We start from the raw sequence: 20,802 nt of genomic DNA on the forward strand, positions 1-20,802 counted from the left end.
ACCGATAGCTGGATCGGAGGCCGCACCATCGACAACCATGTGAAGAACCTTTAGGCCGGTGACGACCAGTCCCGACACGGACGATCGCGGTCGACGGCTCAGTGTTCGGCCCGTGGCGTGAGGTCGAGCGCATCGAGTTCGAGGACGAGTTCCATGCACCGCAGGCGTGCGCGGGAGAAGTCGTAAGGCATCATCCGGACGGCCTCGGTGAGGCTCGTCGAGCCGCAGGTCGAGCCTGCGCCGTCCTCGTCGTCGGGAAGGGGGTGCGACTCGTCCCACGCGTCGAAGCGGTCGTCGTCGGCCTGCGCCAGGCCGGAGTCCTCGATGACCGTGCGGAGGGCCACCTCGAAGGCATGCCGTTCGGCGGCGACTTCCGCGACGCGGGGGTCGTCGACCGCGACCGTGTCGTCGAGTGCTTCCTCGGCGGCGTCGACCCGGTCGGACTCCTCCCGCAGCTCCGGGTGGGTGGCCAAGGCGATGAACCGCGACGCCTGGACGGAGGCGCCGAGCCCACCGAAGATCCGTTCGGTCACGAGCAGGGTGTCCAGGTCGTCCTGCCGCAGGGCGCTCGCGGGCAGGTCCGTGAGGCGGTCGCTCACGACGTCGGAGAGCAGCCCCAATCTGCTGCCCTGCGCACGCATGCGCTGCACGGCGGTCCGCTGCTGCTCGAGTTCCGCCTGCCGAGCGACGAGGGAACCCTCCAGGCGGTCCAGGATCCGCGCGACATCATCGTCGGTATCGGTGATGCCTTCCGCAAAGGCGTCGCGGATGTCGTCGAGGGCGATGCCGGCGTCCGCCATCCGACGGATCCAGAGCAGCCGGATCATCTCGTCGTAGCCGTAGCGGCGGCGACCGTCGCTCCCCCGCTCGGGCTCAGGGAGCAGACCGATCTGGTGGTAGTGACGGATCGCCCGTGGGGTGATGCCGACGAACGCGGCGGCGCCTCCGATGGTGACCTGGCGCGGCGGGGTGAAAGTCGAGAACATGTGGGGGCCTTCCTCGGTGGGCGGAATACGTCCACTGCACCACATGACGCTACGGCAGGTGCAAGTCGACCCACGGCCGTCCCCGGGAGACGGATGTGCCTCAGTTGTGGTTCTCCTACGTTCGAGTGCACGAACAGGATGAAGCCGACCATGACCAGAGCAACGAGCCTGAACCGCTCCCAGGACCACATCGCCCGCCACTCGCGTCGAACGTCCGTCGAGAGCGCGCATTCCGCTCGCCAAGGCGTGACGAACGAGCCGAAGGCGCACGCTCGGCACAGGGCTGCACCCTGGGGCGCCGTGGTTACGCTGGCGATATGACCGATCGCGTCCTGCGGAACAGTGACCCGGGTGATCTTGACGCCGACGCGCGTGCCGAGCTGACGACCCGTCTCTCCGAGCTGCGAGGTCGGCAGCGTCCCGACGCCGTGGTCGAGGCCTCCCGCGCGGCGGTACTGGCGGCAGTGCCGCGGCTGCGTAGCGCACAGGCGCGTCTTGCTCGGGACAGCGGTGTCGACGGACGAAGAGCGTCCCGCACCCGCTGGGGCGCTCGCGACGCGGCGACGGTGGTCGCGCTCCTGCTCGGGCTGCTCGCGGCGGGCCTTGTCCTGCCGTCTCCTCGGAACGGCCGGCCGGCTCTCGGTGTCGACGAAGCCGCGATGTGGGTGGGGCTGTGCGCGATCGTCTCAGCGGTGATCTTCGGCCTCCTCGAACGGGGAAGACTCACGTCGTTCCTGCTCGGCGCACACACGCGCGGCGCGGCGCGGCTGTACGTGGTGGTCGGCGTCGTGTGGACAGTGGTCTTCGCCTACGTGGTGGGCAACTGGGATGAGGTCGATCGGTACGAGCCCGCCCGGGCGATGACGGGCCTCGTGCTCCTCGGCACAGCTGTGGCCGGAATCGCTGCGCTGGCGGTGGTCGCTCGCCGCCGGGATCGCGTCGCGCTCGCTGATCCGATCACGGCGGCGAAGGACGAGTGGGGCAGGAGCCCGGGAGACGTCGATCCACTTCGGCAGTGGTGGGCTGCGCTCCCCAGCACGCTCACGCCAGCCGAGCGGCGTGCAGCGGATCGCTCCTACGGTGTGACGCTCGAGGTCTTGGAGGGGGAGAAGATGCTCCGGGCTCGCGACGCACGGCGCCTCCGACGCAAGAATCCTGCCGCGGTCTGGCGGGGCGACACAGGCTGAGATGAAGCGTGAGCCCCCGCCCGACGGCGACGCACGACAGTCCTCCGGGCGAGGATCCTCTCATCCGGTCAGCAGCGCTCCGTTCGGCGATGCACGGATGCCTCGTCGCCGTTCATGCAGCGTTCACCCGCGCGTTCCGCCGGTCCTCGCGAATGACACTGATGATGCCGATAGCCGTGGCGAGCAGGAGGAGGCTCTGCACGATCGCGGGGTACAGCTCGGTCGGTACCGGGCGTCTTCGACGCTCCGGCACGGCAGCGACATCGCGAACACGACCGCTGAAGCCACGCTCGCCCAGGTCCGGGGGGGGGCGAGGAGCATGACTTCGAGATCCGACCTCAGCTGAGAGCCGGGAGGGCCCAACAGCTCAGGGCTGCGCCGGTACCGAGTATCACGGCGGCGCCCCAGACAAGGCCCGCGCTGATTCTCCTGGTCAGCCCGAGGCGTTTCCGCAGCCGCGTGACGGTCTCGACGTGTCCCGCCATCTCTGCAGTGAAGCGCCGAAGCATCACCTCGTCTGCAGGTGTGGCCGGCGCAGGAGTCGTCGGCTCGGACAGACGTTCCACCGCGCGGGAGACCGAGTCGATCCGCAGCTGCACGGCTCCCGTGTACTGCTGGACGATGACCCCGGCAGACAGGACGAACGCCCCTATGGAGGTCGTGAAGATCGGCAGTACCTGCGCCAGCTCCTTCTCCGAGTAGTCGTCCAGCGGGCCGATGAACGCTGCCGACGCTATAAAGCCGACGCCCAGTACCGACAGGAGGACGACCAACGCACCCGGCCAGGTGGCGAGCGGCTCATCGACCAGCTTCCTGAAACCGTGGACGTTCAGCGTCTGAGCCATGCAAACGAACCTACCCGCGACGATGACAATCGCGCAGCATCGATCCCGGGGCTGCACTTCTCGACGGCGGACACCTCGGTGCAGAAGCTCGTCGACGCCGGGATCCTCGTCCAGTCCAGCGCAGGCGGACGGAACCGCTACTGGCAGGCCGGCGAGGTCCTGCAGGCGCTGGACGAGTCCGGCGCACGGGCCAGTCGTCGGCGGGGAGGTTTCCGAGCTGGCCGGCCCGGAAGGCGCCGCCGCTGAGCGCAGTCCGGGTGAAGGGACCGATCCGCCGAGCTAGGCGCTTCGCTCGGTCGTCCGGAGCCAGTCCGTGATGGTGGTAGCGACGTGGTCGAGGTCGGATTCGAGGAGGAAGTGTCCGCCGTCGACGAGTTCGACGCGAGCATCGGGGACGTCGCGGGTGAACGCCGTGGCGCCGGCGGCTGCGAAGATCTCGTCGTTCCGCCCCCAGATCGCGAGCACCGGCACCTGTGAGGTGCGGAGCCAGTCGTGCACCGCGGGGTAGAGGTCCCGGTTGGTGGTGTAGTCGCGGAAGAGTGCCAGCTGCACGTCGTCCTGACCCGGTCGGGCGAGGAGCGCGAGGTCGTGCTCCCAGGCGTCGGGGTCGACGGTCGTCGGGTCCGGCACGCCGTGGTTGTACTGCCACTCGACGGCCTCCCGCCCGAGGGCCGGACGGAGCGCGTCGCGCGTCTCGGTGGTCCGTTCGGCGCCGTCGGCCCAGATCGGGTCCCAGAAGCTCGGTACGAAGCCTTCTTCGTAGGCGTTGCCGTTCTGGGAGATGACTCCGACGACGGCAGTGGGGTCGTTGAGGGCCAGTCGCCAGCCGACCGGGGCGCCGTAGTCCTGGACGTAGATCGTGTACTGCGTCACGCCGATGGTCGAGAGGAACCGGCCGGTCACCTCTGCGAGGGCCGCGAAGGTGTATTCGAACTCGTCGACCGAGGGGGCGGAGGAGCGACCGAAGCCGATGTGGTCTGGAGCGATGACGCGGTACTGGCCGGCAAGCGCCGGGATGAGGTGCCGGAACATGTGGGAGCTGCTCGGGTACCCGTGGAGGAGCAGGAGCACGGGAGCGTCGGCAGGGCCGGCCTCACGGTAGAAGACGTCGAGCCCGTCGATCGAGACGGTGCGGTGGTGGACGATGACCATTGCTAACCCCTTAAGATTGTTTTACTGGTTAGCCAGACGGTAGCATGGATCCAGGGCGCCGGTCGGCGCGACAGAACGGAGAACGATGCTTCGCGACGAGGAGCTGCTGCTGGGCCTGTTGAACAGTGCGCCGGTCGTCGAGGGCACCCCGACCGATCAGCTCGAGGGGGTGGCCGGGCGAGACCTGGCGCGCAGCTGGGGCGGCACGGGATCCGCGGACGAGTTGACGCGCCTTCGTCGTGCGAGGCAGGCACTGCAGACCATGGTCCGCGGCGATGACGGAGGAGCGATCAGAGACCTCGCGGGCATCCTCGACGATGCCGTGCGCACGCCGCGTATCACCCCGGATGGCGTGGTCTGGGAGCTTCAGGTCCCTGACGACGATCGCTTGGTGGCGGGGGTCGTGCTGGCGTGGTCGAGCGTGATCACGGAGTTCCCCGGGCGCCTCCGCGCCTGCGCGAACCACGAGTGCACGCAGTTCCTCGTCGACCACAGTCGACCTGGCACCGCGAAGTGGTGTTCGATGGCGGTCTGCGGCAACCGGATGAAGGCGCGCACGCATGCGCGCCGCGCTCAGAGCTGAGCGGCCCGGCACACGCTTCCTCGCCTCGACGTTGGTCTCGGCGGCGATGATGGGACCCCCGGGCCGCCGGAACCAGTACCTCGACGCGATGACGGCGGTGGCGGTCGCCGGGCCGGCCACGGTGGTCGCCTTGCTGGCTGGCGTCACGGTGGCGCTGCTCCCCGTGCCGACTCGACGGGCGTTCGCTCCGACCGCGGAGACGTTCTCCATCACCCTGCTCGTCATCGTCACCGCGGTCGCCCTCTATCGCGGAGCCGTGGGCGCTGACGACGATCGCCAACTCGACGCCGGAGCGGTCGGCGGATGGCTGTTCGGCGCCGTCGGGATCATGGTTCTGCTGACCGCGGTCGCGATCCGCGCCGACCGCAGGCGACGAGCCGACCGTCGTGCCACGTCGACGACCGCACGGCGGTCGTCGCGCCGCTGACCGCAGCGGCGCGCGGACCGGGACGAGTGGGGCCGGAGCTCGCATGCGGTGCGTGCGCTCAATCGTCGTCTCGATCTCACTGGGGTTCCTCTGCCGAGCGGGGCAAGCACGCTACTGAGCGGAACGACGCGATTGCGCCTTCTCGACTCGACCTGCGACATACAGCCGAGACAGAATCGCGATCGCGCCCACCGCGGTCCCGATCCAGGACACCCAACCGTGGTCCGTCATGAAGTTCGTGATCGGGTCGGGGAGGAACCGCAGCACGTTCGGGTTGCTGTTGTGCAGAGTGAAGGAGACGGCGATCAGGATTCCGAGACCCGCGAGGACGGCGAGGGCGGCACTCAATTTCTTCATGGAATGAGAGGACACCGTGCCCTTGGGGCCGAGTCAAGTCATCCGTTCGCTTGACTCTGCCCCTGGGGCATCTGCTGGTATTGAGATCGAAGACGGGGAGAAACGTATGGCGTGGAGCACGCAACAGCTGGCCGACCTCGCCGGCACGACGGTGAAAACGGTCCGGCACTACCATCAGGTCGGGCTCCTCGATGAGCCGGAGCGCGCGCGCAATGGCTACAAGCAGTATCAGACCTCCCACCTGGTGCGACTCCTGCAGGTCAAGAGGATGAGCGATCTCGGCATCTCCCTCGCGCAGATCCGCGCGCTGGCCACGAGCACGCTCGACACGGACGCCTCCATCGCCGTCCTCGATGCCGAACTCGAGGCGAGCATCGAACGACTGCAGCGCGTGCGCGCGGAACTCGCCCTCCTCCTGCGATACCGCGCGCCTCTCGACACGCCCACACCGTTCGCGCACTCCGCCGACGGCCTCCCGGAGAAGTACCGCGGGCTGCTCACCGTGTACTCCCGCGTTCTGAACGAACCGGCGCTCCACGACACGAGCGATCTCCTGAACGAGCCGGATGAGGCGAGCGAACCGTTCGAATCCCTCACCGACGAATCGGACGACAGGGCCATCGATGATGTCGCACAGCTCCTCGCGGTGTCGATGGCGGCCCACCGCGAACGGTTCCCGTGGGCTTCCGATCTGCGATCGGCTCAGCGGACGAAGGGGAATCTCGCGCAGGAGGCACTCTCCTCCGCGGTCGTCGATGCCTTCAATCACGGCCAGCTGCGTGCTCTCGCGCGCGCGAACGATATCGTCCGCAAGGCTGACCCAGTGGACGATGAAACGCTGTGAACGATCCGCGTCACGGGCGCCACGGAGTTGACCCTGTCGTCAGGGCACAGTGTCCGATGACACCCATGAAGAACCACACATTCTCGGTGGCCTGACGGCTGTATCCGCGCTCAAGCGATCACCCGATTCGCCGAGAGGGCGAGTGATCATTCGAATCGGCGAGGCTTGACTCGGCCCCAAGGGCAGGCTGTCGACTGTCCGTGTCGTGAAGTGCGCGACACCGACAGGAGGGCTTTTCTGTGAACACCGACACCATGCCGACAGATCGTTCTCGCAGCGTCGGCTGGCCCGAACTCGCCGTCGCGGCGATCACCGCTGTCGTGCTGTACATCGGCGGCGGGCTTGGCCTCTACCTGCTCGAGCTCCCAGCCGCAGCATCGGGAGTCGCGCAGTTCGCACTCTCTGCCGCCGTCCCCGTGCTCGCGTTCGTCGCCGCGGTCCTCACTCGTCGGCGATCGCTGAGTGCATTCGGGTTCCGCCGGGTCGCCCCGAGGTGGTTGCTCCTCGCGGCGTTGCTGGGCCTCGTCGCGATGGGCCTCGCGTCGCTGCTGTCGATCTTCGTCCTCGATCCGCTCTTCCCTGACGACAACACGCAAGCGGACTACGACACCGCCGCGACCGCAGGCATCGCATTCTTCCTCGGAACGCTCGCCATGGGCGGAGTCATCGAACCGTTCGGCGAGGAGCTCCTCTTCCGCGGTGTCCTCGCGAGCTTTCTGAAGCGTTGGGGGCCATGGGTGATGATCATCGGATCGACCCTGGTGTTCGCACTCGCCCACGGCATCAACGTCGTCTTCTTCTCAGCCGTCTTCATGTCGGTCGTGAGCACCTACCTCTATTGGCGGACCGGATCGATCTGGACGAGTGTGATCGTCCACATCACGTACAACTCCGCCGCCCTCATCGCCAAAGGCTTCGGACTGTAAAACGGAGACAAATAGGAAGGCACCATCGCGCGATTTCCCGCGGCGTGGAATACCAGAGCGTCCTGACCGGCGATACACGCCGAATCGGTCGCGGGCTCATGATCTCCCGCTCGCCTTCCGCTTCCTGGGAGGCGCAGAGAGAGCCGGTTGCCACTCCGAGTGAGCCAGAGGGCTACATGTGAACGCGCACGCAAAGTGTCGCCGCGGGGCCAGTGAACGAGCGGGTTTCCAACGTAAAGTGTCGCCGCGGTTTCCAGCACAAAGTGTCGCTCCGAACAGGCCCGCGTGATTCCGCGGATCTGAGGCCGCGATGGGGCCATCTGGTGGCGCTCCGCGGCGAGGTCCACGCGTGGAGAGATGAGACGCCGTTGAATGAATCATCCGCAAGTACCACGCCGGCCTCTGCCGCGCAGCAACTCCGCTTTGCGTGAGCCCCCGTGCAATCTGCGTCGGGTCGAGGCCGACCGTAGCTCCGTCGTACTCGTGATGCCGACCGAGATTCCGGGGCCGTAGAGCACCGCGGCATGTCCGAATGATTGGGCCATGGCCGTGAGCGTCGGATTCAGCTTCGACGTGAACAGTCCGTCGCATCGACGGCACGCGTTGATCATGCTCGGCACTTAGGGCGTGTCGTCGACGAGCTCGCCTAGGCTGACTTCATGGTGAAGCTCCTCAAGACCGCGAACCCCGACGGCGGGCCCAGCATTCCTGTTGTCGTTGAAATCCGTTCTGGGTCGGTCGATGTGACCCACGTCGAGATCACTCGGGGGGAGAACGAGGGCAGCACGCGAGCATTCCACGCCGCGGTCGGCTTCGATACCAGCACCGCGTCGTTTCCGACAGGCGCATCTCGCACGTTCTACGTCGAGGTCCATGTCCTGACAGAGCACTGGGTGGCCACGATGCAGGATGCGATGACCGTGGAGAAGGAGCCGGACATCGCGAAGTCGTGGGACGACCTCGCCACGACATCGGGCGGCGACGGCGCGATTCACGCTGTCCTAGTGAAGACGTGGTTCGAATAAGAACAGGCCCGGCGCCGAAGCACCAAGCCTGTAGATAGCCTTATCTGAATATGACCGATCATCTCGGCCGTGACAGTCTGCGGCTTCCTCGTTCGGGGAGTCGTCATATTTGATCCGACCGCCTGTGGGCGGCTCTGAGGGGGGGAGCATGCTGGTCATCGTCGACGCCAACATCATCGTCAACGACCCCCTACTTCGCCAGCGCAAGTGGCGAGTAGCGCAGGACGAGATTGCTTCACACCGGCTACGCCTTGTGCTACCGGAGGTTGCACTACTGGAGGCAATCGGCGGATATCGCCGTGAGCGCACCGAGAAGGCGCGGCAGGTCCGATCCATCATTCGCAAGTCGACACAGAGAGCGAAGGGCGCAGCGGAAGAACTGTTGAACGTCTACCGAGACGAAGCCAACGCATACGAGTCGATCTTGCGCGCGCGGCTTCGAGAAGTCGGCATTGAGGTCGTCGACCCATCCGAACACAGCCATCTCGAACTGACTGAACGAGCGGTGAATCGGACGCCGCCCTTCGACGATGACGGGGGCGGGTACCGGGACACGCTAATATGGCTCACCGCCCTCGAGCAGGTCGGCGAACCGCCCTTCTTCGACTTGATACTTCTATCCGATGACGGCGTGTTCACGAAGCAAAAGAGCATACTTGCCGAAGAGCTACATGCAGAAACGGGTGCTGAGCTCACGGTTCTGCGTTCGATCGGGAGTTTAGCTTTCCCAGGCGAGTATGAGAGCGGTGACTTCGATCTGTCCGATCTCGATCTGAGCACTCGGCAGATCATCGATCGGCTCACGCTCGACCTTGCGCACAAGGACATCACGCGATGGAGCCCGCCCGGAGTGGATTACGCCCAAGTGCAGATCGTCGGTGGCGTAGACCTTCGCTTCGACACGCTCGAAGTCAAGAAGAGATACGGCACGACGGTCTACGAGATCGGTGTAGACGCCATCGCAGATGTGGACGCCGAGGTACTTGTGATCCATGACGAGCGCGGAGGCGAGACGGACTTCACGCAGATGTCAGCGCGATGGGATCTGCGTATGCGGTGGCGGGGCGAAGTCGAGTCGGAGACGAGCGGGCTTAGCCGGCAAAGCGAGCTGGAGGTACGGGGTCTGGACGAACGCCAAAGACCTTCCCCCGAGAGCAGCTGACGCCCCTTCTCCTGCTGATCATTCATCATCCTCGTCGTCGACGTTCGGTTGTCGAAGGATGAACGCGTCCATGTTTGGCACCGTGAAGCTAACGTAGCCCCGTCGTTCCGCATAAATGATGCCCTTGCTGATGAGAGATTGTCGGGCCGGGCTGAGCGCCGATGATACGACTCCCAGGTACTCCGCCACGGCGGTGGTGCTCGCCGTATTTCCTCCGACTGCAACCATGGCGCGGAGGTAGTGTCGCTCTCCGGCAGTTGTGCGATCCCATCGTGCAGGGAAGAATCCCTGGTCGAGGTCGGCGTTCCCCTCGGCGATCCCGGCTGCGGCGATCTCGGCGTCAATTCGTTTATCGGGGGCCAGATCCCACACGGCCTTGCCGTAGGTTTGAAGGAAGAACGGATAGCCCTTCGCCTCTCCCACGATGAGGTCGACCGCTCTCTGATCGAAAATCGCGCCCAGATCGGTGGCAGGCTTTGCAACGGCCTCGACTGCAGCTTCGTGGCTAAGTGCCCCAATTTCGCGAATCACGAATCGCTCGGCGTACGAGCGAGCTTCGGCCAATGTTCGCCTCAATGTCGAGAGGCCAGCGCCGATCACGTAGAACGGCCACTCGGATTGTGACGCCTTGTGTTGAACGGCCAGGAGCGCAGTCAGTAGGTCGCTGTCCAGGTCCTGCATCTCGTCGACGAATATGGCCAGCGCGCTGTTGTTCCGCGTCAGCGGGCCGGCGAGGTCCGCTACGAGTTCTTCAAGATCGATCTCTATCAGGCCGGAGTTCGCTCTGTTCTCTGCAGCCGGCGCATCCAGTTTGAGCGTCATGCCGGCGACCGTTGCGGAGAACGATGCGACGGTCGCAACGGCTGTCCGCACATCGCTGGCCGCGTTCTTGAAACGAGAGGTCATCTGCCGGCCAGCCATTGCCACACCGCGGCCGAGCGACTGCCTGGCGACCCGTGAGCCAGCCTCGCCAGGGCGAGCCTCCAACTGCACCGTCACCCATCCTGCTTTCTCAACGTTCTGCTGGAGCTGGTTCAAGAGCACGGTTTTCCCGACGCCCCGGAGCCCGTACAGAATCATGCCGCCATCGTTGCGCCGACGGCGGCTCTTAGCGACCATGAGGTCAACGAGATCGATCTCCGACTGGCGTCCAACCAGCTCGGGCGGACGCACGCCTGCGCCTGGTCGAAAGGGGTTCAGGACGGGCAACATGCCTGCAGTCTACCGCAATATAGCGCTCTATAACTAAAAAGCTATACAACCGCCAGCTCGTCGCGCCGGTGAGCCGGAGCTTGTAGCCTCATTGACAAGAGGGCCCGATCTCAGTTGAGTTGAGATCGGGCCCTCTTTCGAGAGATCTACTTCTTGTTCTCGGTGATGCTGGTGTGCGGGTGACGCGCAGCCGCAGCGGGCGTGATGTAGTGCCCGGTGATGGCGCTACGGTGCTGCGTCTCGCTGGTGCGGTTCGCTCCGGACTCGGTGACGCTGGTGCGCGGGTGACGCGCCGCGGCTGCGGCGACGAGCAGAGGCAGCCATGGCGGGAAGCTCGTGACTGCTGCGACAACGGTGACGACGAACAACGCAACAGTCCCTGGGCCGAGTATCCATCCCACCCAGAGTCGGCGTGTCCGCATCCCTTCTTCGTACTCGGCCGGCCTTCAAATTGCCGATCGCCCTCTGAGCGTTCGGCCCTCAGCGCATGCGTCGAAGGACCAACGCGAGCGCTACACCGACGATCACAACCACAAAGACGACGACGGCCTATGGCCGCAGCGAGGCGTCTTCCGGTCGACGTCGACGAGCACGGTCGAGGCCGAGGGCCGCGACTATCCGGCGGCGCGTGCCGCGCTCCGCGCCATGGTGCCCGCGGAACAGTTTGTGCTCTCCGTGCGCGTGCTCGACTAGTCGACGTCCAGGACGCCTGGCGCTCCTTGCGACTTGGCGTAGCTGTCCCACTCCTCAATCCGTGAGTCGAGCATCTTGCTCAGCTCATAGGCCGTCGAGGAATGGAGGTAGTGCCGCACGCCGTGGATAGTCACAACGATGCACTCGGCGTCATCGCTGCCTGTCAGCTCGACGCCAACGTGCCCGTCCGGCCAGTTCTGCGGCACTTTGGGTTCGTGCGTGGCCGTGATGACGCTGCCGCGCTCGCGCTTGATCCGGCTGGCCTTTCCCATGCGCTCAGCCCGCCTGTCCGCGAACGGGTGCTGCGTCGAGCTGATCCGCAATCTCGCGGAACGCGCGCGCAAGGATCTGGTGTTCGCTGGTGCCGCTGAGCTGAATGGTGAAATCCCGTTGCGATTCGGAGTCTCGCTCCTCTGTTCCGAGCCAGATCGACCCGCCTTGGACATTGAAGCGCACGGATGAGTCACCCGAGTTGCCGTCTAGCGGAGACGAATGCTCCACCGTCGCGAGAAGGATCGCGAAATCGGTATAGGTGAACTGCTTGACGATAGGCAACTGAGAGTCATTCATGCCCCGACACTAGTGGCTGCCGAGTCGACTGTTCCAAGCGTTCCCGAACGCGCTGCAGCGATTCGAGATAGGACGGTTTCGCCCATTTTTGATCTGCGGTCTTGACCGGGTGCAGAGGCCAGCGGCCTGTGAATCGTTTGGCTGCAGGAGATGTGCCACGCCCGACCCACGGCGTCTTGCGAATCCCGGGGAACTGGCCGATGGACGGGTCGACGGAGTAGACCGCTTCTGTCCCGATCCGATATTCCAGCCAGGTGTGCGTCGCGGTCTCTGGTCCAGAGTCGTTCGTGTCGACCAGGAACCATTGTCCGTCGCCGTCATTCAGGCCCCGATCGAGCAGCACCATCCCAACGGTGTACGAAGAGATGCCGCACGATCCGGCTGGATAGTTCTTGTACTGCGGGAGGTCATCGAGCCGATGCTCGGCGCGCAGCTGTTCGATCACGTCGAGGGTATCGAGCATGGCTTGACGGACCTGCTTGCCCCAATCCTCGGGTCGCCCGTCAGCCCACATCTCCGGCGCTTCCTCTTCGGCGCGTGCGAGACGTCTGTCACGCTTCCTGTTACTCGCCTTACCCATGACCACGTCCGTTCATCTAGGGGCCTTCGGATCGTCCGCAGGCTGCAGAAACGGGGCGGCTCGGAAGCCGCCCCACCTGTGGATAACTACCCGACTGAAATACGTAGATAACACTGGATTACGAAAGTCTGAGCGTTTCCTCTGTGGATAACTAGTCGGTCACCGTCGGCTTCAGATACTCGATCGATGAGAGCTTGAACAGCTGTTCCAGTGCCTGTGCAATCTGGTCCTCGGTCATCCCGTTCGGGCCGAGGTTGAACTTGAAGGACTGGCCACTTATGTCATGCAGCGTTGCTACGTAGCTTCCATCCTTGGTCGCCTGGCGCACCGTTGCGCGGATGATGTGAGCAGGATTGAACGCGGAGGTTAGACCTCCGTCGGTCGCACCGCCCGAGTCTCGGCTGATTACTACTACTGGATTCTGCATGTGTCCCCCTGGTTCTCGGTCCGACCCCCGGACCGTTCTGACACCCTACCGCCGACGTCGACGCGGACGGGTCGGCACGATCCGTCGACCGGCCTCCGTGTACGGCTGCAGCGCCTCGCGCAAAGCTGCAGCATTGTCGTCGCTGAGGTCAATCTCGTAAGCGCGGCCGTCGACGCCGAACCGGATCGTCTCGCCAGATCCTCGCTCGAGTTCTGAACCGTCGAGGTCGTCGACGAGCGTGGTGATCGTCCGCTGTACCATACCCAGATCTTGGCAGACTAATTTCGGTCGATAGGCTCAGGGCCATGAGCGAAATCGATGCGCTGCCCCCGAACGACGAGCCCTCTCCCGTCACGATCAAGGACGGAGACGGAGAGGTCTTCGACATTGACTCTGCTGACGAAGTGATGTCAACCAGCTACGACATTGCTTCGTATGGAGCGGACTACGACGTCGAGGGGCTCGTCCGCAGGATGGAGAAGGGCGACATCATCGTTCCCTCGTTCAGTCCGTCGACGCCGGGGCAAGATGTTGGTGCTTTTCAGCGGGGCTTCGTATGGCGGCAGACTCAGATGAGTCGCTTTGTCGAAAGCCTGCTACTGGGTCTTCCTGTGCCAGGCATCTTCCTCGTCCGTGATCGTGACAATCGGCTCTTAGTGCTCGACGGTCAGCAGCGGCTTCGCACGCTCCAAGCTTTCTACGCTGGGCGTCTGGGAGACCGGGTGTTCCGTCTCATCGGCGTGCAAGATCCGTTCAACGACGTGGCTTACGAGGATCTGCGTCCGGAGGATCGGCGGCGGCTGGACGACTCCATCATTCACGCGACCGTGCTGCGTGAGGAGACTTCTGACGGCTCTCAGAACGCCGTCTACTCGATCTACGAACGCCTGAACACGGGAGGGAGCCCCCTTCAACCTCAGGAGATTCGAATCGCTCTATACGAGGGCGATTTTCTTCGCGGTTTGAGCCTCTTAAACGGGCATCCCGCTTGGCGCGAAGTTTACGGTCCACTCTCCCCTCGTTTCCGCGACCATGAACTGATTCTGCGCGTGCTGGCGCTCTACGACTGGGAGAACCGATACCGGCGACCGTTGAAGTCCTTCCTGAATGAGTATCTTGCAGCTCACCGCGACACAAGCCTGACGGCAGACAGCGGTATCGGTCAGTTGTTCTTGCAAGCAGTCGAGGTCGTCGAAGAGGCTCTGGGTAAGTCCGCGTTCCGCCCTGAGCGTGCGCTCAACGCAGCCTTCGTGGACTCGATTCTCGTGGGGATGATGCGTCGTCTAGACGCGTCATCCGTGACTCCCTCAACACCTCTGGTTCAGCAGTCATTCGTCACACTGACGACCAACCGTGCTTTCATCTCCTCCACTGTGGTTCGCACCTCGGATGAGGACAACGTTCACCAGCGACTCGGTCTTGCTACTGAAGCGTTCGCCGCAGTCTGATGCCACAGCTGTATGGCGCTGACGAGGTCGCACGGCTGCAGAACAAGCTCGCTGCCGTTTTTTCACTGGTCGATGGCGCGGGCCTTGAAGCGGAAGTGTTAGCTCACTACTCGCGCTATCTGGCAGTCCAGCTCGCTGGATTTTCCGAAGAGTCATTGAAGCTCCTAGTCTCAGCACACGCCAGGAAGCGTTCAACGGTCCAGATCCATCGATTCGTTGAAGGGAGAATTCGACTGCTGTGGGGAATCAATGCGACCAAGCTCAAAGACACCCTCGATTCGTTCGACACGAGCTGGTGGCATGAGCTGCAGCAGACTCACAGCCAAGAAGTCGAGGCTCTGAACAGTGTGGGTAAGTTGCGTGACAGCATCACCCACGGTGGCAACTCTGGGGTGTCGATGCCAATCGTGAAGCAGTATCGAGACGATGTCTTCCGCCTTTTCCGAAAGCTCAGCCTCCTATTAGATCCGCCGAGCTAGTTTTCTTCGCCGCAAACCGTCCAGCGCAGCGCTATCAACCAGGAGCTTGGTCGTGGGACACCTCGGTGGTCGGTGACGTTCACATCGGCGCCGTTCCCCTGCGACCTCGCCTCCTCTTGTGGAGTCTGCATAACGGTTCGATGAGACGTGCTACCGTGATCGCCCACCGTAGGGGTGGATTTCTGCAGTATGCCTATAGGAGGCATCTTGAAGAAGCTCAGTAGGGACTGCTGCACGAGTAGGTGACAGTGGTTTTGTCACGCAGCCAGTGCGGCTGGCGTGTTCATGATGACCTCGAATTCGATGGGGCCATGTCACGCAGCCAGTGCGGCTGGCGTGTTCATGATGACCTCGAATTCGATGGGGCCACATGGCCAGGATGGCGCTCGAGAACGGGCACTCATTGGAGGCGATCGCCGATGCAGTCCAACGGCCGACGGTGACCGTGCAGGAATGGTTGGTGGAACCGGATGAGGAGTCGCCGTGACGCCCCGACTTCTCGGGTTCTTGCGGGGGTGCGCCTACTCGGGCTGGGCGCTCCGGTCTCGCGCCGAAGCGTGTAGGGCGATTCACGGCACACTTGAGCGCGATCACCATGTCGAAACACGCACGCTCTCGCACTGTGGCATCGCAGTAGACATCGAAGGTATGTGACACAGTGTGACCACTGCCCGACAAAGTAAAGACGGGAGCGGCCCCGAGGGGCGACTCCCGTCTGTCAGAATAACGAGCTCGCGCTCTACCGCAAGGATACACACTCAACGTGGAAAATCAATCGACAACTGGTGAACTTGTGCTGGCCCGCATGAGGGAGCTGGCTGACAGCCGCACCGCTTGGCATCGCGGTCTCTGGCAGCCCGGAACGCTCGTGCTTCTCGATGAAGTCATCGAGGCGGTTCTGGCTACATGGGACGGTTCGCTTACCTCTGACGAGGCGATGAAGGACATCATCAACACCACGATGACGCAGGTGCTCCGCGACCCGGGCGTCGGCGACCAGACCGTCCGAGAGGCTCTGCACGAGCTACTCCGGCAGCTACGACCGTCCGGCAACGCCAAGTCGAAGCCAACTCCCGATCTCCAGCAGCTTCTGGACCGAACCGTCGCCCTCGCTGCGCGAAGCCGAACCGGGTACGTCCTGAGGTGGATCGAACACGTCGAGTCAGTCGGTATCGCACCAGAGCAGGTCGAGCTGGCGTCACGCCTTCTGGTCGCGCACCTCTTGGACGAGGGATTCCACCGGAATCACGTCCACGGTTGGTTGGTGGCCCAAGGGCGGAAGGTCGAGCTGGCCGCTGTGCTGCGACGGGGTAGAGAGATGCTGGTCCAGTCGCGACGTACCTTTACCTTCTGTGTGGGCGTCGTCCGAGCCCCACTCGAGGTGAGAGAGGCGCTCAAGGAACACTGGCTGGACTCCGACACTTACACCAAGCGCTTTCGAGCAGCGAACAACCCAAAGCGCCGGCCCGTGCCACGCGCCGGCGCTGGCGCCATCGAGTGGAGCGCCGAAGCTCGCGACCCTCACGCCGCGATGTATGAGCTGCTCGAGTGGCAGCAGAAACTGGTGGCGAGGGTCCAACTGGGATACGGCCAGGGAGACAAGATCGAGTTCGAGGCCGACGTGATCGACGCAACAGCCAACAAGATACGCACTCCTCTCGAGGATCGCCGCTCCATTCGTGTGCCCGCTATCCAGCGGAGCCGGCTGTTTGTCGGAGGGGCCGACAGTGGCCAACGCTTGGATGGAGCGATCGGGCTCCTCGCCTCCCATAGCGGCGAGATCCGCGGAGCATCCATCGCCTCTGTTTGGGCTGCTGCTGAAGGCCTCCTCGGACGACCGGGCGGCAAGGGGACCGATGTCGCCGACAGGCTCTCTGACATCATTACGTGCAGTTTCCCCCGAGCAGAAGTCGGAGACCTGGCCCGCGCTTGGGCGGACCACGGATCTGGCGAGCTCTTTGACGCGCTTCAAGGACTCCCCAGTGCGGATCAAGCGCGTCTGATGGCTGAACATCTAGCTAACGCAGGTGACCCAGGATTCGAGTCAGCGGCGGATCGCGCGGCCGCCGCCCGCTATATTCAACTTGCCGCAGACCCGGTGGGCGTTCTCGAACGAGTTCGGAACTACTACAACAGTGTCTGCCGGCGCCTGTACTACCACCGCAATTTCATCATGCACGCAGCAAAATTTGACTCCGTCACACTCGGCGTCAGCGTGAGAACCGCCCCGGTGCTCGTGGCTGCAGCACTCGACCGAGTGGTAAACGCCGAGCAGGGCAAGAACCCTGTGTCCCCTCTTGCGCTCGCGGCTCGAGCACAGAACGAGCTCAGCCTGGTCGGCACCACCGGCGCGCGACCCCTCCACCTGCTCCTCGACTGAGCAGCCGGTTCAGCATGGGCCACAGGCCACTTCACCTGTCACCCCGGGCTCACAACCGCCCGAGCATCGTCAAGTGATTCGACTCTTGACCAGTCCTCGTCAGCAAACGACAGCACCAGTTCTCACGCAGGAGTGAAGCCTGAATGTCGATGTGATGCCCTGAGCCAGAGCGTCACATTCGGCCTGGACAGTCGGTCGGATCAAAGAAACGACACTTTACGCTGGCCAACGACACATTGTGATGGGCGTTCACACTACATCCCCGGCGCCATGTCCGCGAAGCGGCTGAAGTGCCCGTGGAAACCGACGGTGATCGTGCGCGTCGGTCCGTTCCGGTGCTTGGCGATGATCAGGTCGGCCTCGCCGGCTCGCGGGCTGTCCTTCTCGTACGCGGACTCGCGGTGCAGGAGGACCACCATGTCGGCGTCCTGCTCGATCGAGCCCGACTCACGGAGGTCGGAAAGCGCCGGCATCTTGTCGGCCCGCTGCTCAGCACCACGGTTCAGCTGCGACAGCGCGATGACGGGGACCTGGAGCTCCTTCGCCATGAGCTTCAGCGCACGGGAGAACTCCGAGACCTCCTGCTGACGGCTCTCGACACGCTTACCGGACGTCAGCAGCTGCAGGTAGTCGATGACGACCATCTTCAGGCCCACACGCTGCTTGAGTCGACGGCACTTCGCACGGATCTCGACGAGCGTCATGTTCGGGCTGTCGTCGATGTAGAGCGGAGCGTCGTTGATGCGTCCGCGCACCTGCGCGATTTTCGTCCAGTCCTGCGAGTCGACGGTTCCCTTACGCATGAGCTGCAGCGGCACGGACGCCTCAGCACTCATGAGACGCATTGCGATCTCACTGCGCCCCATCTCGAGCGAGAAGAAGATCGACGGCTGGTTGTAGTGGACCGAGGCGGCACGGGCGAAGTCGAGCGCGAGCGTGGACTTACCGATAGCGGGTCGGGCGGCGACGATGATGAGCTGACCCGGGTGCAGCCCGTTCGTCAGTTCGTCGAGCTCGCGGAAGCCCGTCGGCACGCCGGTCATGGAACCGTCGGTGTGCTTGGCGGCCTCGATCTCGTCGATCGCCGCACTCACCGCGTCGGTCAGCGGGACATAGTCCTCGACCTCCTGGTTGCCCGAGACGGCGTAGATCTCGGCCTGAGCGGAGTTGACGAGCTCGACGGCCTCACCCTCGGCGGCGTACCCCATCTGCACGATGCGGGTGCCGGCCTCGACGAGACGACGCAGCAGTGCGCGCTCCGCGACGATGCGGGCGTAGTAGCCGGCGTTCGCCGCGGTCGGCACGAGACTCGTCAGCGTGTGGAGGTAGTCCGCGCCACCGGCACGGGACAGCTCACCCGTCTTGACGAGCTCGTCGGTCACGGTGATGACGTCGGTGGGCTCACCGTGCGAGTACAGCGTCAGCAGGGCGTCGTAGATGACCTCGTGCTTGGGGATGTAGAAGTCCACACCACGGAGCGTCTCGACCACATCGGCGACCGCGTCCTTCGACAGCAGCATGCCGCCGAGTGCACTCTGCTCGGCGAGGAGGTCGTGCGGAGGGACCCGCTCGTTGCCGCGCGGCTCGTCGTACGAACCGCCACCTTCGGAGCGGTTGAGGTGAGCGATCGACAAGTGGACATCCCTTCTCGATGTTGACTCGGGTGGTGCGGGTGATGACGACTCAGGTGTAGCAGGAACGTGCGACACGCACGGGCCCTGCGGGGCGCCCACGGGCTACGGACGAGGGCTGCTCAGCCTGCTCGCCCGGCTGTTCCGAGACGCCGATGACTCACGATAGAGCCACTCGTCTCCACAACCAACTCTGCCTGTGTATAACTCTGTGGAGAGATCGGGGGAAACGCCGCGTGTCGTGTGCACAAGCTGTGGGAAACCCTGTGGAGAGAGAAGTTTTTCCGCCAGTCAATACCGTCCTGACCAGGAGATTCTGATTCCACAGGCTGTGTGTGGAAAGTTCTTTCGATCCTGTGTCGAACGTTGAGGAGAACGGGGGTCACCTGTGTACAACTTGCTTGACTCCGAGGGCGAAACGGGTGTAACACGCGGACGCCGAGACGACACTCCACCCCCGTTCTGGGCACAGAAAAACGCGATGGCGGCAGACCTCTCGGTCCACCGCCATCGCGCTCATCACGACGTGCATGAGGCGCCGGACCCGAGGGCCCGACACCGCACGGCGGGTGCTACTTGGCCGCGACCACCTGAAGGGTGATCGTGGCGACGATCTCGTCGCGGAGGCTGATGGTGGCCTCGTGCTCGCCGACGTACTTGATCGGGGTGTGGATCTCGATCTTGCGCTTGTCGACCTCGCCCAGCCCGGCTTCCGCCACTGCCTTCGCGATGTCGGCAGGCTTCACGGAACCGAACAGACGGCCTTCGCCACCCGTCTTGACCGTGAGCTTGACCTTGGTGGCCTGGAGGCGAGCCTTCAGGTCCTGGGCCTCTTCGATCGTGGCGTGCTCGCGCGCAGCGCGGGCCGACTTGATCTGCTCGACCTGCTTCTCGCCACCGCGGGTCCACGGGGTCGCGAAACCCTGGGGCACGAGGAAGTTGCGGGCGTAGCCGTTCTTGACGTCGATGACGTCACCAGCGGAGCCGAGGCCGGAGACCTCGTGCGTCAGAATAACTTTCGACATGTGCGGCGCCTCCTAGCGGCCAGAGCCGGCGTAGGGCAGGAGCGCCATCTCGCGTGCGTTCTTGACCGCACGTGCGATGAGTCGCTGCTCCTGGACGTTGACACCGGTGATACGACGAGCACGGATCTTTCCCCGCTCGGAGATGAATTTGCGAAGCGTGGCGACATCCTTGTAATCGATGACACCGACGCGGATCGCCTTCGCGGGAGCGACGTTCTTGCCGCCCTTAGCACCGCGGGCAGGCTTGCGGCGGTCGCCGCTCGACTTTCCAGCCATGGTTGTTCCTTTGCGTGTGAATGGAGTGATCGGCTAGCCGGCAGAACCGGACCGATCGAATCTGTTTAGAAGGGGGTCTCGTCGCTGTAGCTGCCCGGAGTGTTCCAGGCATCCGCACCGCCGTTGCCGCCGGAAGCTGCGGGTGCGCTCTGAGCCCAGGGCTCGTTCTGCTGCACCTGCGGAGCTCCGCCGCCGCGCTGCTGACCACCGCCGCCGCCACCCGAGGGTGCACGGCTGATGGTCGCGGTCGCGTACCGGAGCGAAGGGCCGATCTCGTCGACTTCGAGTTCCATCGAAGTCCGCTTCTCGCCTTCCTTCGTCTCGTAGGAACGCTGCTTGAGACGCCCGGTCGCGATGACGCGGCTTCCCTTGGTGAGCGATCCGGCCACGTGCTCGGCGAATTCACGCCAAACGCTCGCGCGCAGGAACAGCGCTTCGCCATCCTTCCATTCGTTCGTCGCGCGATCGAAGTTGCGCGGCGTGGAAGCGATGGTGAAGTTGGCGACAGCCAGGCCGTTCTGCGTGAAACGCAGTTCCGGATCGCTGGTCAGGTTGCCCACCACGGTGATGACGGTCTCGCCGGCCAT

General features: G+C 64.1%; 25 protein-coding genes. 10 read left to right on the plus strand and 15 right to left on the minus strand.

The genetic code is table 11. From position 1 onward, the window contains the following. Positions 1–98: 98 nt before the first annotated feature. A complete protein-coding gene (locus BWO91_RS18920; protein ID WP_079003679.1) occupies positions 99–986 on the minus strand; it encodes a MerR family transcriptional regulator in 888 nt (295 codons plus the stop codon). A gap of 317 nt (positions 987–1,303) precedes the next feature. Here BWO91_RS18920 and BWO91_RS18925 point away from each other — a divergent pair, with 317 nt between their 5' ends. Continuing rightward, complete coding sequence (locus BWO91_RS18925) at positions 1,304–2,173, plus strand: hypothetical protein (RefSeq protein WP_079003680.1); 870 nt, start codon at positions 1,304–1,306, stop codon at positions 2,171–2,173. A gap of 338 nt (positions 2,174–2,511) precedes the next feature. Here the strand turns inward: BWO91_RS18925 and BWO91_RS18930 are convergent, their stop codons facing one another. Then, positions 2,512–3,018, minus strand: a complete 507-nt coding sequence (locus tag BWO91_RS18930; protein ID WP_153303555.1) for a hypothetical protein — start codon at positions 3,016–3,018, stop codon at positions 2,512–2,514. 279 nt (positions 3,019–3,297) lie between these two features. Further along, positions 3,298–4,170 carry an alpha/beta fold hydrolase gene (locus BWO91_RS18935; RefSeq protein ID WP_079003682.1) on the minus strand — a complete coding sequence of 291 codons (873 nt, stop codon included), beginning with the start codon at positions 4,168–4,170 and terminating at the stop codon, positions 3,298–3,300. 85 nt (positions 4,171–4,255) lie between these two features. Here BWO91_RS18935 and BWO91_RS18940 point away from each other — a divergent pair, with 85 nt between their 5' ends. Beyond that, positions 4,256–4,753, plus strand: a complete 498-nt coding sequence (locus BWO91_RS18940; RefSeq protein WP_079003683.1) for a CGNR zinc finger domain-containing protein — start codon at positions 4,256–4,258, stop codon at positions 4,751–4,753. Continuing rightward, positions 4,731–5,180 carry a hypothetical protein gene (locus tag BWO91_RS18945; RefSeq protein ID WP_079003684.1) on the plus strand — a complete coding sequence of 150 codons (450 nt, stop codon included), beginning with the start codon at positions 4,731–4,733 and terminating at the stop codon, positions 5,178–5,180. Before BWO91_RS18940 ends, BWO91_RS18945 begins: the two co-directional genes overlap by 23 nt. A 111-nt stretch (positions 5,181–5,291) precedes the next feature. Here the strand turns inward: BWO91_RS18945 and BWO91_RS18950 are convergent, their stop codons facing one another. Further along, positions 5,292–5,537 carry a hypothetical protein gene (locus tag BWO91_RS18950; RefSeq protein WP_079003685.1) on the minus strand — a complete coding sequence of 82 codons (246 nt, stop codon included), beginning with the start codon at positions 5,535–5,537 and terminating at the stop codon, positions 5,292–5,294. Between the two features lie 16 nt (positions 5,538–5,553). On the opposite strand from BWO91_RS18950, the gene BWO91_RS18955 reads away from it, so the two are divergent. The 4 genes from BWO91_RS18955 to BWO91_RS18970 all read left to right on the plus strand — a co-directional run bounded on the left by BWO91_RS18955 (position 5,554) and on the right by BWO91_RS18970 (position 9,494). After that, a complete protein-coding gene (locus BWO91_RS18955) occupies positions 5,554–6,381 on the plus strand; it encodes a MerR family transcriptional regulator (RefSeq protein WP_153303556.1) in 828 nt (275 codons plus the stop codon). A 254-nt stretch (positions 6,382–6,635) separates the two neighbouring features. Continuing rightward, complete coding sequence (locus tag BWO91_RS18960) at positions 6,636–7,307, plus strand: CPBP family intramembrane glutamic endopeptidase (protein WP_064295664.1); 672 nt, start codon at positions 6,636–6,638, stop codon at positions 7,305–7,307. Positions 7,308–7,966: 659 nt separating this feature from the next. After that, positions 7,967–8,332 (plus strand): hypothetical protein, encoded by a 366-nt coding sequence (locus tag BWO91_RS18965; protein WP_079003688.1) that lies wholly within the window; start codon positions 7,967–7,969, stop codon positions 8,330–8,332. A gap of 148 nt (positions 8,333–8,480) precedes the next feature. Beyond that, positions 8,481–9,494: a PIN domain-containing protein gene (locus BWO91_RS18970; RefSeq protein WP_153303557.1), complete on the plus strand. Its 1,014-nt coding sequence runs from the start codon at positions 8,481–8,483 to the stop codon at positions 9,492–9,494. Between the two features lie 18 nt (positions 9,495–9,512). Here BWO91_RS18970 and BWO91_RS18975 read toward each other — a convergent pair whose 3' ends face one another. The 7 genes from BWO91_RS18975 to BWO91_RS19000 form a co-directional block, all read right to left on the minus strand. Then, positions 9,513–10,706, minus strand: coding sequence for an ATP-binding protein (locus BWO91_RS18975; protein ID WP_079003690.1), 1,194 nt, complete (start codon positions 10,704–10,706; stop codon positions 9,513–9,515). A 146-nt stretch (positions 10,707–10,852) separates the two neighbouring features. Continuing rightward, positions 10,853–11,074 carry a hypothetical protein gene (locus tag BWO91_RS18980; protein WP_079003691.1) on the minus strand — a complete coding sequence of 74 codons (222 nt, stop codon included), beginning with the start codon at positions 11,072–11,074 and terminating at the stop codon, positions 10,853–10,855. A gap of 321 nt (positions 11,075–11,395) precedes the next feature. Next, positions 11,396–11,671 carry a hypothetical protein gene (locus BWO91_RS18985; RefSeq protein ID WP_079003692.1) on the minus strand — a complete coding sequence of 92 codons (276 nt, stop codon included), beginning with the start codon at positions 11,669–11,671 and terminating at the stop codon, positions 11,396–11,398. Positions 11,672–11,675: 4 nt separating this feature from the next. Then, on the minus strand, positions 11,676–11,969 hold the full coding sequence (locus tag BWO91_RS18990) for a hypothetical protein (protein ID WP_079003693.1): 294 nt from the start codon (positions 11,967–11,969) through the stop codon (positions 11,676–11,678). Continuing rightward, the gene (locus BWO91_RS18995) at positions 11,962–12,432 is read right to left on the minus strand and encodes a hypothetical protein (RefSeq protein WP_153303558.1); all 471 of its coding nucleotides are present in this window, start codon (positions 12,430–12,432) and stop codon (positions 11,962–11,964) included. The genes BWO91_RS18990 and BWO91_RS18995 overlap by 8 nt, the downstream gene beginning before the upstream one ends. A gap of 268 nt (positions 12,433–12,700) precedes the next feature. Then, complete coding sequence (locus tag BWO91_RS19840; RefSeq protein WP_153303559.1) at positions 12,701–12,976, minus strand: hypothetical protein; 276 nt, start codon at positions 12,974–12,976, stop codon at positions 12,701–12,703. A 45-nt stretch (positions 12,977–13,021) separates the two neighbouring features. After that, entirely contained in the window at positions 13,022–13,237 is a 216-nt protein-coding gene (locus BWO91_RS19000) for a histone-like nucleoid-structuring protein Lsr2 (RefSeq protein ID WP_079003696.1), read from the minus strand. Positions 13,238–13,281: 44 nt separating this feature from the next. Here BWO91_RS19000 and BWO91_RS19005 point away from each other — a divergent pair, with 44 nt between their 5' ends. From BWO91_RS19005 to BWO91_RS19015, 3 genes are all read left to right on the plus strand, one after another. Next, positions 13,282–14,424 carry a DUF262 domain-containing protein gene (locus tag BWO91_RS19005; RefSeq protein ID WP_079003697.1) on the plus strand — a complete coding sequence of 381 codons (1,143 nt, stop codon included), beginning with the start codon at positions 13,282–13,284 and terminating at the stop codon, positions 14,422–14,424. After that, on the plus strand, positions 14,424–14,903 hold the full coding sequence (locus BWO91_RS19010) for a hypothetical protein (RefSeq protein ID WP_079003698.1): 480 nt from the start codon (positions 14,424–14,426) through the stop codon (positions 14,901–14,903). The genes BWO91_RS19005 and BWO91_RS19010 overlap by 1 nt, the downstream gene beginning before the upstream one ends. A gap of 763 nt (positions 14,904–15,666) precedes the next feature. Then, a complete protein-coding gene (locus BWO91_RS19015) occupies positions 15,667–17,283 on the plus strand; it encodes a hypothetical protein (protein WP_143736417.1) in 1,617 nt (538 codons plus the stop codon). Positions 17,284–17,537: 254 nt separating this feature from the next. Here the strand turns inward: BWO91_RS19015 and dnaB are convergent, their stop codons facing one another. The 4 genes from dnaB to BWO91_RS19035 all read right to left on the minus strand — a co-directional run bounded on the left by dnaB (position 17,538) and on the right by BWO91_RS19035 (position 20,802). Further along, positions 17,538–18,911, minus strand: a complete 1,374-nt coding sequence (dnaB, locus tag BWO91_RS19020; protein WP_369808454.1) for a replicative DNA helicase — start codon at positions 18,909–18,911, stop codon at positions 17,538–17,540. A 575-nt stretch (positions 18,912–19,486) separates the two neighbouring features. Further along, the gene (gene rplI / locus BWO91_RS19025) at positions 19,487–19,939 is read right to left on the minus strand and encodes a 50S ribosomal protein L9 (protein WP_056780635.1); all 453 of its coding nucleotides are present in this window, start codon (positions 19,937–19,939) and stop codon (positions 19,487–19,489) included. Between the two features lie 12 nt (positions 19,940–19,951). Further along, positions 19,952–20,215: a 30S ribosomal protein S18 gene (gene rpsR, locus BWO91_RS19030; RefSeq protein ID WP_056010351.1), complete on the minus strand. Its 264-nt coding sequence runs from the start codon at positions 20,213–20,215 to the stop codon at positions 19,952–19,954. 65 nt (positions 20,216–20,280) lie between these two features. Continuing rightward, a complete protein-coding gene (locus BWO91_RS19035) occupies positions 20,281–20,802 on the minus strand; it encodes a single-stranded DNA-binding protein (RefSeq protein ID WP_064295656.1) in 522 nt (173 codons plus the stop codon).

It is taken from the genome of Plantibacter flavus (assembly GCF_002024505.1).
In the GTDB taxonomy this organism is placed as follows: Bacteria; Actinomycetota; Actinomycetes; order Actinomycetales; family Microbacteriaceae; genus Plantibacter; species Plantibacter flavus_A.

What these genes read in the sequence shown, in the direction of transcription:
- BWO91_RS18940 (WP_079003683.1), top strand. Translation starts at nt 4,256, where the DNA reads ATGCTTCGCGACGAGGAGCTGCTGCTGGGCCTGTTGAACAGTGCGCCG.
- BWO91_RS18965 (WP_079003688.1), top strand. Translation starts at nt 7,967, where the DNA reads ATGGTGAAGCTCCTCAAGACCGCGAACCCCGACGGCGGGCCCAGCATT.
- BWO91_RS18990 (WP_079003693.1), bottom strand. Translation starts at nt 11,969, where the DNA reads ATGAATGACTCTCAGTTGCCTATCGTCAAGCAGTTCACCTATACCGAT.
- BWO91_RS18950 (WP_079003685.1), bottom strand. Translation starts at nt 5,537, where the DNA reads ATGAAGAAATTGAGTGCCGCCCTCGCCGTCCTCGCGGGTCTCGGAATC.
- BWO91_RS18920 (WP_079003679.1), bottom strand. Translation starts at nt 986, where the DNA reads ATGTTCTCGACTTTCACCCCGCCGCGCCAGGTCACCATCGGAGGCGCC.
- BWO91_RS18960 (WP_064295664.1), top strand. Translation starts at nt 6,636, where the DNA reads ATGCCGACAGATCGTTCTCGCAGCGTCGGCTGGCCCGAACTCGCCGTC.
- BWO91_RS19000 (WP_079003696.1), bottom strand. Translation starts at nt 13,237, where the DNA reads ATGGTACAGCGGACGATCACCACGCTCGTCGACGACCTCGACGGTTCA.
- BWO91_RS19035 (WP_064295656.1), bottom strand. Translation starts at nt 20,802, where the DNA reads ATGGCCGGCGAGACCGTCATCACCGTGGTGGGCAACCTGACCAGCGAT.
- BWO91_RS18995 (WP_153303558.1), bottom strand. Translation starts at nt 12,432, where the DNA reads ATGCTCGATACCCTCGACGTGATCGAACAGCTGCGCGCCGAGCATCGG.
- BWO91_RS18935 (WP_079003682.1), bottom strand. Translation starts at nt 4,170, where the DNA reads ATGGTCATCGTCCACCACCGCACCGTCTCGATCGACGGGCTCGACGTC.
- BWO91_RS18975 (WP_079003690.1), bottom strand. Translation starts at nt 10,706, where the DNA reads ATGTTGCCCGTCCTGAACCCCTTTCGACCAGGCGCAGGCGTGCGTCCG.
- BWO91_RS18930 (WP_153303555.1), bottom strand. Translation starts at nt 3,018, where the DNA reads ATGGCTCAGACGCTGAACGTCCACGGTTTCAGGAAGCTGGTCGATGAG.
- BWO91_RS19005 (WP_079003697.1), top strand. Translation starts at nt 13,282, where the DNA reads ATGAGCGAAATCGATGCGCTGCCCCCGAACGACGAGCCCTCTCCCGTC.
- BWO91_RS18985 (WP_079003692.1), bottom strand. Translation starts at nt 11,671, where the DNA reads ATGGGAAAGGCCAGCCGGATCAAGCGCGAGCGCGGCAGCGTCATCACG.
- BWO91_RS18945 (WP_079003684.1), top strand. Translation starts at nt 4,731, where the DNA reads ATGCGCGCCGCGCTCAGAGCTGAGCGGCCCGGCACACGCTTCCTCGCC.
- BWO91_RS19010 (WP_079003698.1), top strand. Translation starts at nt 14,424, where the DNA reads ATGCCACAGCTGTATGGCGCTGACGAGGTCGCACGGCTGCAGAACAAG.
- rplI (WP_056780635.1), bottom strand. Translation starts at nt 19,939, where the DNA reads ATGTCGAAAGTTATTCTGACGCACGAGGTCTCCGGCCTCGGCTCCGCT.
- BWO91_RS18925 (WP_079003680.1), top strand. Translation starts at nt 1,304, where the DNA reads ATGACCGATCGCGTCCTGCGGAACAGTGACCCGGGTGATCTTGACGCC.
- rpsR (WP_056010351.1), bottom strand. Translation starts at nt 20,215, where the DNA reads ATGGCTGGAAAGTCGAGCGGCGACCGCCGCAAGCCTGCCCGCGGTGCT.
- BWO91_RS18970 (WP_153303557.1), top strand. Translation starts at nt 8,481, where the DNA reads ATGCTGGTCATCGTCGACGCCAACATCATCGTCAACGACCCCCTACTT.
- BWO91_RS19840 (WP_153303559.1), bottom strand. Translation starts at nt 12,976, where the DNA reads ATGCAGAATCCAGTAGTAGTAATCAGCCGAGACTCGGGCGGTGCGACC.